The following is a 9842-nucleotide window of genomic DNA, read 5'->3' on the forward strand; positions in this document are numbered from 1 at the left end:
TGCACTTTCTTGTTTACGGAATTTTTTCTGGTGCAAGGATTTAATAAACTTAACTGTATTTTTGCTTAGCATTAGCCATGAGTGTTGTAGTGAAGAAGACCAAATATATAAATTTTCTTTTTTTGATCCATTTGTTGTGGAGCTGTTCCCTGACCAGGGGACTCCAGGAGGGTGAACTTTTGCTTACTGATGTTAGCACCCAAGGGGTTGTTAAAAGTGATGGCGAGGCAATTAAAAATCTTATTCAGCAAAAGCCTAATACAAGAATTCCACTGATCAATATTTCTCCGGGAGTGATGGTTTACAATTTGGGCAATGCACTATATGACAGCAGTAAAATTGCCAAAAAAATACTGGAGGCAGAGCAATCCATCCAAAGTTCTGCAGAAAAAATAAGGCAAGGGAACACCTCAACAAAAGTAGAAAAAAGATACAACAAGCTTAATAATAAAATAAATGGCCTGGAGAAAAAACTAGAATATGGCAATTGGTTTATGCGTACAGGTAATCCTAAAGTCATTTTAGACAGTATAAAAACAGCTGTTTCAGCACAGCAAATAGCTATCTATCTTCAAAATAACGGTTTTTTTGACGCCAAAGTGAGAACAGCAATTGACAGCAACAAACAAAAGGCCAAGCTTACCTATTTAATCACCGAAAACAGCCCATATATTATAGATAGCTTGTTCAACACCAATGAGGATACTACATTAAATGGTGTTCTGAAAACCAATCAGAAACATTCTCTATTAAAAAACGGAGCGAGGTATAGTCAATCGAATATCACTAAGGAAAGGCAAAGAATAGAAGATATATTAAAGGCAAATGGATATTATGCATTTTCCAAATCTTTTATCGAATACAATGTTTACAAAGATACGGTGGAGAAACACGTGGTAGTGGAACAAATCATCAACAAACCAAACTCAGGTAAAAACCATGAGAAATACATCTTGGACTCGATCACTTTTTCTATAGCTCCTCCGAGTGATCTTATTGCAGATGAAAAGGAACAGACTTTCTGGAATGACATCAAATTTTCCATGTACCAAGACAATTATTCAGAAAAAATAATCAGTTCTAGAATTTTTCTCCAAAAAGGTGATTTGTACAATAAATATGCAGTCATAGAAACCCAACGGCAATTGGCCAATTTGGATATGTTTAGGTTTGTAAACATATCTTTCGACACCTTAGCAAATATCATCAATACCAATATATACACAAGGCCCAACCAAAAGTTTCAAATAACCAATCAACTTGGAGCCAGTGTTACAGAACAGCTGCCAGGACCATTCTTCAGTCATTCTCTACAAAACAGAAATATTTTCAAAGGGTTGGAAATTTTCGAGTTTAATTTTAGGGCAGGTTTGGAAGGGGTTGCTTCAGCTACCACAGAAGGCGGTGTATACAGGAGCCGGGAACTTTCTACTTCAGCCTCTATAATTTTCCCGCAGTTTTTGGTTCCATTTAATTTTGGGACCCTAGAAAAATTTGGTCGGTATAATCCCAGAACCAGAACCTTATTGGGCTACAGCTTTGTAAATCGTCCTGAATATATGAGGGAGGCCTTAAATACCATATTGGCTTACAACTGGGGTACCAGAAACCTAAAACAACAGTTTACTGTCAACCTTTTGGACGCAAACCTTATCCGTTCCGACTTGGATTCGGTTTTTAGGGAACGTCTTGAAGAATTGCAAGCGCAAGGCAATAACCTGATTAACTCCTTTCTTCCCTCCTATGTAAGTAGCATTTCCGGTCAGGTAATCATTAATTTTAATCAATATGGATTATTCCAGAAAAATGAAGCTTCTATGTGGCGAATTTTTATGGAGAGTGGGGGCACCACTTTCAACTGGATTGACCCTGAAAAATTTGGTGATAATACTTTAAATTATTTTCAGTTTTTAAAATTTCAGTCTGATTTTAGAAAATATATCCCACTAAGTAATAAAAGCACCTTTGCCTACAGACTTAATTTAGGTTTGGCCAAGCCTTATGGTATCAGCGGCGGCGTATTGCCCTATGAGAAGTATTTCTTTGCCGGAGGGAGTACCAGCATCAGGGCTTGGCAGCCACGAAGGCTAGGTCCGGGCAGCTTTACTCCGGACTTAGATGACGATGGGACTTTTGATTACAGGTTTGAACAACCCGGTGAAATATTATTTGAGGCAATGTTTGAATACCGAAGGAAATTATTTGGTTATTTTGACGGAGCCATATTTGTGGACGCCGGGAATACCTGGACTTTTGCTGTTGACCCGTCAAGGGAGGGAACTGATTTTAAAGTCAATCGTTTTTACAAAGAAATAGCCGTAGGAACAGGTATAGGTTTGAGAATGGATTTTGATTTTTTGGTATTGAGACTGGATATGGGGATTAAGGCATATGATCCTGCCAGGCCGGAAAAAGAAAGGTTTATTCTCGATAAATTGTCTCTCGAAAATCCTCTAGGTGAGAAAGGACAACAAGTATTTAATATTGGTATAGGCTATCCATTTTAGCCCAATTAATTTACCCATTTAGCATGGAAAAAATAAAAAAAGAAATCATTGCGGAAAGATTTCAAAAAATACAACATCATATATGTGAGGCCTTAGAAAAGGAAGATGGAATAGGAAAGTTTAAAACCGACCTTTGGGAAAGACCCCAAGGTGGTGGTGGAGCTACAAAAGTTTTAACTGACGGTGAAATTATCGCCAAAGGCGGGGTAGCATTTTCTGCTGTTCATGGCCCAACACCGGAAAAAATCCTAAAAAAGCTTTCTCTGGAAGAGGCTGATTTTTTTGCAACCGGGGTTTCCATTGTTATCCATCCCATAAACCCTATGGTTCCTATTATCCATATGAACATCCGGTATTTTGAGATGAGCAATGGCACCTATTGGTTTGGAGGGGGAATTGACTTGACGCCTCACTTTGTGGACTTGGAAGATGCGAGTTATTTTCATAAGCAGCTAAAAGCACATTGTGATGCTTATGATGCTTCCTATTATGAAAAGTTTAAGCAATGGGCAGATGAATACTTCTACATTCCCCACAGAAAAGAAACCAGAGGAATTGGAGGTATCTTCTTTGACCGGTTAAGTGCCAATGAAAAAATGCCGTTCTTCAAGTTGCTTTCTTTTGTTGAGGGATTGGGCTATTTATTCCCAAATATTTATTGCCACTTTATGGCCAAAAACCATAAGCTCCCCTATGGTGAGCAAGCGCTCAAGTGGCAAGCATTGAGGCGAGGTCGGTATGTAGAGTTCAATTTAGTTTGGGATGCAGGCACCAAATTTGGGTTGGACACCAATGGACGCACAGAAAGCATTTTAATGAGTATGCCTCCGGAAGCCAACTGGGTTTATAACCAAACACCTGAATCGGGAAGTGAAGCTTCAAAAACACTTGAACTGTTGAAAAAAGGAATCAACTGGATTAAAGATTAGCCTATGATTGATAGCATCGCACACTGGGACGAACAGCTTTTCCTTTTTTTGAATCAAATCTACGCTTCTTGGTTGGATCCTGTAATGTTGCTCATTACTGGCAAATACATATGGATACCTTTCTATATATTCTTATTATTTCTTCTCGTAAGAGTATACAAAATGGATAGTATTTGGTACATCCTAGGCCTAATTCTGGTGATTTTACTGGCTGATCAATTTACTTCAGCCTTTATGAAACCATTTTTTGAGAGGTTACGTCCTTGTCATGATCCCCGCTGGCAGGGCATAATTTTAAATTATTCGGGTTGTGGTGGATTGTATGGTTTTGCCTCATCTCACGCCGCCAATACTTTTGGTCTGGCTGCTTATTTCCAAAAGGTAGGAGCCAAAAAGATCCCCAATTTTAGTTGGTTATTCTTGTGGGCGGCCATCGTATCTTATACCAGAATATATTTGGGTGTACACTATCCGGGTGATGTCCTTGTTGGGGCGCTGGTTGGCATTCTATCAGGTTGGCTAGTTTACTGGATAATCATTAAAGTGAAAGCATTTTGGACGGAAAATACATCCAAAAATCGACTCAGTAACCTTTGAGCACTCTTTGGATGTATTTTCCAATAATATCAAACTCCAAGTTGACAATATCTCCAGGTTGTAACAAGTGAAAATTGGTGTTTTCATAAGTATATGGAATTATCGCTACGCTAAATAGCCCCTCTTTTGAATTGAAACAGGTAAGGCTTGTACCATTGACACAGATTGATCCTTTTTCTACTGTGACATTTCCTTTATCGGGTTGGTATGAAAAATTAAACACCCAGCTTCCATCCACCGAATTAACAGATAAAAGCTCCCCTGTTTGGTCAACATGTCCTTGAACAATGTGGCCATCAAACCTTCCATCGGCAGGCATACATCTTTCCAAATTAACCAAATGCCCAACCTTTAGTTTGCCAAGGTTGGTTTTCTGTAAGGTTTCGTCTATAGCTGTAACCCTGTACTCATTGGTATGGACTGCAACCACTGTTAAACAAACACCATTATGGCTAAGGGATTGGTCGATTTTTAAGGCTGAGGCCAGGGGACTTTCAATATCAAAATGGATATTACTTCCTTCTTCCGTTATTCCTTTAACCTTGCCAATAGCTTCTATTATTCCTGTAAACATTGTTTTATATATTTGACCGTTACTAGCAAAAATCCTATTTCAAAAAAGGCTTTCATCCATCTCAAATTAATGCCTGAACCTCCTTCTTCTAGGATTTATTCTTCATAAACGATTGCTCAATAAGGCTGGTTCAATTCTAAATTATTGGCTATGCCTAAAGAAATGACTAATTTCAATTGAAACCTGAAAACCTTGGTATAATTCCTGATTAGATGACAAAGTAAGGCATTTTTAGCATTAACTTAGCAATCCAATCAGAATATGAAGCATTCAAAAACATGTTTAAACTGGAAGATAGTTACTTACATAAAGGCAAAAGGAGAGCTTTGATACAAACATTGAGAAGCAAAGGCATTCACAATGAAGCCATTCTGGAAGCTTTTAACAATTTACCCAGGCATTTCTTCTTCGATTCTGCCCTACTGAGTCATGCCTATGAAGACAAGGCCTTTCCCATAGGAGAAGGGCAAACCATATCCCAGCCTTACACGGTTGCGTTTCAAACCGAGTTATTGAACATACACCCAGGGGAAAAAGTATTGGAAATAGGGACAGGATCGGGATATCAGGCAGGAATTTTGTATTGTCTGGGAGCAAACGTTCATTCCATTGAATACAATAAGATCTTGTATGAAAGAACGAAAAAGTTTTTACCTAAGATTGGGGTTAAAATAAAACATTATCTTGGAGATGGAAGTTTGGGTTTACCAAATCAGGCTCCATTCGATAAAATCATTGTGACTGCAGGTGCACCTGTAGTTCCTAAGACCCTGTTATTGCAATTGAAATTAGGTGGGATCCTGGTAATACCTGTAGGAGATCGAAGAAAGCAGCAAATGTTAAAATTAACCAAACAAACCAACAAACAGATTTTGAAAGAATCTTTTGACAACTTTTCATTTGTTCCCCTTCGGGGAGATGAAGGTTGGGAATATAACACCTGACTATGAAAAAATCATTCAAGCATGTAAAGGATTCGGTGGTTACCATGACAGAAATGGTGCTTCCGAATGACACCAATACCCTAAACAACTTAATGGGCGGTAAATTGATGCATTGGATGGATGTGGTAGCGGCTATTGCTGCCCAACGTCATTCCAACTCAATTGTGGTCACTGCATCGGTAGATAATATTTCATTCAAAAACCCAATCGCTCTAGGTAACGTTGTCACTTTAAATGCACAGGTCACCCGGGCATTTAACACTTCCATGGAGATTTACATAGAGGTTTTTGCAGAGGACATTCCGGCCAATAGCAAATATGCCTCACATAAGGCATTCTTCACCTTTGTGGCCGTTGACAGTGAAGGGAAGCCTGTAAAAGTACCTGAACTAAAACCTGTTAATGATCGTGAAGTAGAACTGTACAAAGGGGCATTAAGGAGGAGACAACTTCGGCTCATTCTTGCCAAAAGAATGGACCCTAAGGATGCAACGGAACTGTTGGCTCTTTTTGATATCGATGGGATCGGTCAAAAGGAATAAATTTTGTAATTTCATAAGCTTATTCCAAAAAGATGAATTTAAAAGAATTGTCATTATTTCTAACCGATGAGATCTTTGTGCTCCAAGAGGAAGTCAAAGAAAAACTCGCTGTAAATAAAATTGCTTCAAGGCTGGATTTGGGTTCCACTCCTAGCCCGGAAATTGCCAATGAACCGGAAGTTCCGGCGATAGTAAAAGAGCATGATCCGGAACCCATTCCTTATGAAGGTGAGTTCAAGCAATCAATCCTGGTAATCTATCAGGGAGATGAACTTAAAGAAAGCAGCAGGGAATTTCTATTAAAGATCTTTAGTGCTGTTAATCTTTCCTTAAAGGACATCGCATTGGTATCAGAACTTTCGTTAAAAGGAAGCAACGAGAACCCTCTGGAACAACTAAACCCTGAAAAGATGATCCTGTTCGGGACCATATACCACCCTTTAATGGGGATGAAAAAAGAAAATTATCAAATTACACAGGAATCCATTGGTTATTTCTTTGCAGACGATTTAGATACCTTAGAAAAAAACGTACCGCTAAAGAGAAAACTATGGGATACATTACAAGTATTTTTCAATATTAAAAAATAATAAAATGACAAATGAAGAGCGGTTAGCCATATTGCACCGGTTTAGAATCGTAAGTATTACAGAGGGTATTTCCATGTTGGTTTTGGTTTTTATTGCCATGCCTTTGAAATACATATTTGATCTACCGGCCATGGTTACATATGTTGGATGGATACACGGTGTCCTTTTTATGCTGTATATACTTGTGATGTTCCCAACATCCAGAAAATTACGTTGGCATTTCAGAACCGCCTTACTAGGATTAATTGCCTCTATACTTCCTTTTGGTCCATTCCTATTTGATCGTAAATTAAGAAAGCAAGAAAAAATTATAGAGGAGAAAACTTAAGGCCATAAAATACTTAGCGTATGGCAGTAATTAGCAAAAAAAAGATCGTATACCCCATCAGTGAAAATCTAAGAAAATACTTGATAAAATATGGTAGAGAAGTAGATATACCTATTCATTACAAGGAATTACTTAGGTTTACAAATTCCATTGCCCTTTATGATTTCAAAGGAAATGACACTTTGTGGGAAACTGTATTTTATGATGAGTCCGATAGAAATGAGATTCATTATAAGGTCAAAAAAATATATGCCCTACTAAAAGCTGATGGTGACATGTCAGTCATGCAACATTTGTATGTAGACAGGATAGACCTGTGCACGTATGGCAATACACAACCATTTAGGGTAAGAATAGTCAATCGTATCAATGATAATTTTGACTATTTCTATATTAAAAACGCCGATGCATCAAGGGTATATGGCTTGGGTTTAGAGCATCTTTTGTCTCCCAATAGAATTGGCTATTTGGTATATAGAAACACCCTAATAGAAGAACATATAGCCGGCATTCCCGGAGAGCAGTTTATGAAACAGCATCTTTATGATCCTCTCCTAAATCCCATTCGACTTTCTAAAGAGTTTGTTAAATTCAATGAAAGGTGTTTTGTAAGACTCTTGGGTGACATGCATTCCTCTAACTTTGTAATTGATGTAACCCCTGATTTTGAAGAAACCCATTATAGAATCAGGTCAATTGATTTTGACCAACAATCCTATGAAGGAAAAAAAACAATCTATTTACCTCAATTTTTTAAACAAAACAATGCCCTGATCCAGCTAGGAATCAAACATATAACACAGGAATCCATGAATCAATATCAGAAAGAGGAAAGAGCTTTGATCGCTACTCGATTAAAAAGCTCACCCAAGGAAATCACTGATATCCTAAATAGCATGGAGAAAGATGTGCTATCCAAAGAATCAAATATTGAAAGCCTGAAAAATGAATTGGCAAAACACTACAAAAACCTTGATTTTCTTCGCTGCAAGAATATGGGTGGAATTCTTAGAATGAGCTTAAATCAGGTTCTTATCAGATAAAAAACTCCTCATTTCATAATAAATCGATTTTTTAATGAACAAATGTCTTTAACAGCCTTCGGTATAATTAATAAACCAGTATGATACAAGCCAGAGAAAAGCCCAGTCTATATAAATGAGCACCGCTCTAATAAGTTGTTATTTACCAAGCCGAAAAGCTACAATTGGCATAGTTTATGGTCATATAAGGACAAAAGATCTAATTATTTTTAAAGATAAATTGAAAATTATGAGCACCAAATCGGAAAAAAGAGTTTTTAAAAAACTTGGATACAATAAGAATGAATCAGAAAAAATAGTGGCTTCATTGAATCAACTTTTGGCAAATTATCATGTTCACTATCAGAAATTAAGAAACTTTCACTGGAATGTTACAGGAGGTGATTTCTTTGATTTACATGAGAAATTTGAAGAGTTATACACAGAATCCTTTGCCAACATTGATTTGATAGCAGAGAGAATCAGGGTATTTGGAATGACTCCATACAGCTTGATGAAAGACTACTTAAAGTATGCTGACATCAAGGAAGTAGGAACTGATCTAAGTTCTAAAGAAATGGTAAATGAAGTACTCGAAGACTTTCAAATACTGGTAGACAATATGAATGATTGTGCTATCAAAGTTGCTGACTTGGGTGATAGTGCTACAGAAGATATGCTAATAGCCTTTATAAAGAGCGTAGAATTACATCATTGGATGCTGAGCTCCTTTATCAAGGACTAAAAAAAATCCCCGAGAAAATCGGGGATTTTTTTTTACTTTATTTTTTTGATGCAATATTAATAATACCTCACATCACAGTTTGGCAATTCAGCTTTAAATTTTTCCACATTCCGATTACTTAATCTTGTATTAAAGCAGACCAAACTTTCTAAATTTATTAGGTGAGTGATTTGCTTTAAGCTTCTCACCCCGGTACTGGCTATATCTAAGGATCGCAAATCATAAAGCATTTCCAAACCTTTAAGGTTGGATATATTTGTCCCGGACAAATTCAGGTGCTTTAGCCTTTCCAGAGAATTAAGGGGATCCAACTCGCTAACAGCTGTATTAGAAACATTGAGTGTCTCCAAATTGGATAAAGGTGCCACTACATTCAAATCTCTAAAAGGAGACTCAGTAATTTGAAGTTCCTCTAGCATTTCGAGCCTTGAAATAGCTGAAGGGTCTTGGAGAGGAACGTTCTTAATGATAAGCTCTTTCAAGTTGAAGAAAACAAGCAGTGGTTCTAAATCTAAAACATTGGCCCCTATTATTTCCATTCTTGAACTGGCTGTAGCTTGGTGCAATGCCCAAGTATCAGGATTATCCTTTAAGTTATAATTGTCGGAAATCAATTTCTTCCAACCTTGATTGAGGCCGGTCCACCAAGATTCCAAGGCCTGAGACCTGAAAATCACATTGGTATTGGGCAACACACTCGCTAATTCCTGTACATTCCATTCCGGCACTTTGGTATCATCCAGATTGACATATTCTAGAGAAGGCAGGCTTTTAAGGGGTTCAAGGAGCTCACAGGACTTAAACGTCTTTCTTTTAAGGGGTTCAACTGATTCAATATTCGTCCCTACAAAAGAAAGACGTTTAAGTCCTGTGAGCTCCTGAAGGGCATTGAGATTATTTACAGCACTATAATCTCCATGTATATGCAAAAGATTTTTCATTTCTGCCAAGGGAGAAAGGTCTTCTATCATGGTGTTCTCTAATGACAAGTAAGTAATGCTCTTAAACTTAAGCGCAGGCCTTAGATTTTTAATCTTGCTATTGTCTAAACTCAAGGAATCCAT

General features: G+C 37.5%; 11 protein-coding genes. 9 read left to right on the forward strand and 2 right to left on the reverse strand.

Going from position 1 to position 9842, the window contains the following annotated elements; all coding sequences use genetic code 11:
- Positions 1-77 precede the first annotated feature (77 nt).
- Genes AAC037_RS11170 through AAC037_RS11180 form a run of 3 tightly spaced genes read left to right on the forward strand, consistent with a single transcriptional unit; the run spans position 78 to position 4033 of the window.
- Positions 78-2507 carry a BamA/TamA family outer membrane protein gene (locus AAC037_RS11170; protein ID WP_339903069.1) on the forward strand — a complete coding sequence of 810 codons (2430 nt, stop codon included), beginning with the start codon at positions 78-80 and terminating at the stop codon, positions 2505-2507.
- Positions 2508-2530: 23 nt separating this feature from the next.
- On the forward strand, positions 2531-3436 hold the full coding sequence (hemF, locus tag AAC037_RS11175) for an oxygen-dependent coproporphyrinogen oxidase (protein WP_339903070.1): 906 nt from the start codon (positions 2531-2533) through the stop codon (positions 3434-3436).
- Positions 3437-3439: 3 nt separating this feature from the next.
- The gene (locus AAC037_RS11180; RefSeq protein ID WP_339903071.1) at positions 3440-4033 is read left to right on the forward strand and encodes a phosphatase PAP2 family protein; all 594 of its coding nucleotides are present in this window, start codon (positions 3440-3442) and stop codon (positions 4031-4033) included.
- Here the strand turns inward: AAC037_RS11180 and AAC037_RS11185 are convergent.
- The gene (locus tag AAC037_RS11185) at positions 4020-4607 is read right to left on the reverse strand and encodes a riboflavin synthase (protein ID WP_339903072.1); all 588 of its coding nucleotides are present in this window, start codon (positions 4605-4607) and stop codon (positions 4020-4022) included. The genes AAC037_RS11180 and AAC037_RS11185 overlap by 14 nt on opposite strands.
- A 278-nt stretch (positions 4608-4885) precedes the next feature.
- Between AAC037_RS11185 and AAC037_RS11190 the strand changes: the two genes are divergently transcribed.
- The 6 genes from AAC037_RS11190 to AAC037_RS11215 all read left to right on the forward strand — a co-directional run bounded on the left by AAC037_RS11190 (position 4886) and on the right by AAC037_RS11215 (position 8778).
- A complete protein-coding gene (locus AAC037_RS11190) occupies positions 4886-5551 on the forward strand; it encodes a protein-L-isoaspartate(D-aspartate) O-methyltransferase (RefSeq protein ID WP_339903073.1) in 666 nt (221 codons plus the stop codon).
- Positions 5552-5553: 2 nt separating this feature from the next.
- Complete coding sequence (locus tag AAC037_RS11195; RefSeq protein ID WP_339903074.1) at positions 5554-6093, forward strand: acyl-CoA thioesterase; 540 nt, start codon at positions 5554-5556, stop codon at positions 6091-6093.
- Positions 6094-6125: 32 nt separating this feature from the next.
- On the forward strand, positions 6126-6683 hold the full coding sequence (locus tag AAC037_RS11200; protein ID WP_339903075.1) for a hypothetical protein: 558 nt from the start codon (positions 6126-6128) through the stop codon (positions 6681-6683).
- Positions 6684-6687: 4 nt separating this feature from the next.
- Positions 6688-7011, forward strand: coding sequence for a DUF3817 domain-containing protein (locus AAC037_RS11205; protein WP_339903076.1), 324 nt, complete (start codon positions 6688-6690; stop codon positions 7009-7011).
- Positions 7012-7031: 20 nt separating this feature from the next.
- Positions 7032-8054 (forward strand): hypothetical protein, encoded by a 1023-nt coding sequence (locus AAC037_RS11210; RefSeq protein WP_339903077.1) that lies wholly within the window; start codon positions 7032-7034, stop codon positions 8052-8054.
- 229 nt (positions 8055-8283) lie between these two features.
- Complete coding sequence (locus tag AAC037_RS11215) at positions 8284-8778, forward strand: DNA starvation/stationary phase protection protein (protein ID WP_339903078.1); 495 nt, start codon at positions 8284-8286, stop codon at positions 8776-8778.
- Between the two features lie 56 nt (positions 8779-8834).
- Here AAC037_RS11215 and AAC037_RS11220 read toward each other — a convergent pair.
- On the reverse strand, positions 8835-9842 hold a 1008-nt coding region (locus tag AAC037_RS11220), incomplete at its 5' end, for a leucine-rich repeat domain-containing protein (RefSeq protein ID WP_339903079.1).

The sequence above is a fragment of the uncultured Cyclobacterium sp. genome, from assembly GCF_963976465.1.
In the GTDB taxonomy this organism is placed as follows: Bacteria; Bacteroidota; Bacteroidia; order Cytophagales; family Cyclobacteriaceae; genus Cyclobacterium.

Bases quoted from the DNA above. Each gene is read 5' to 3' on its own strand.
- AAC037_RS11205 (WP_339903076.1), top strand. From the start codon at position 6,688: ATGACAAATGAAGAGCGGTTAGCCATATTGCACCGGTTTAGAATCGTA.
- AAC037_RS11170 (WP_339903069.1), top strand. From the start codon at position 78: ATGAGTGTTGTAGTGAAGAAGACCAAATATATAAATTTTCTTTTTTTG.
- AAC037_RS11200 (WP_339903075.1), top strand. From the start codon at position 6,126: ATGAATTTAAAAGAATTGTCATTATTTCTAACCGATGAGATCTTTGTG.
- AAC037_RS11215 (WP_339903078.1), top strand. From the start codon at position 8,284: ATGAGCACCAAATCGGAAAAAAGAGTTTTTAAAAAACTTGGATACAAT.
- AAC037_RS11185 (WP_339903072.1), bottom strand. From the start codon at position 4,607: ATGTTTACAGGAATAATAGAAGCTATTGGCAAGGTTAAAGGAATAACG.
- hemF (WP_339903070.1), top strand. From the start codon at position 2,531: ATGGAAAAAATAAAAAAAGAAATCATTGCGGAAAGATTTCAAAAAATA.
- AAC037_RS11210 (WP_339903077.1), top strand. From the start codon at position 7,032: ATGGCAGTAATTAGCAAAAAAAAGATCGTATACCCCATCAGTGAAAAT.
- AAC037_RS11190 (WP_339903073.1), top strand. From the start codon at position 4,886: ATGTTTAAACTGGAAGATAGTTACTTACATAAAGGCAAAAGGAGAGCT.
- AAC037_RS11180 (WP_339903071.1), top strand. From the start codon at position 3,440: ATGATTGATAGCATCGCACACTGGGACGAACAGCTTTTCCTTTTTTTG.
- AAC037_RS11195 (WP_339903074.1), top strand. From the start codon at position 5,554: ATGAAAAAATCATTCAAGCATGTAAAGGATTCGGTGGTTACCATGACA.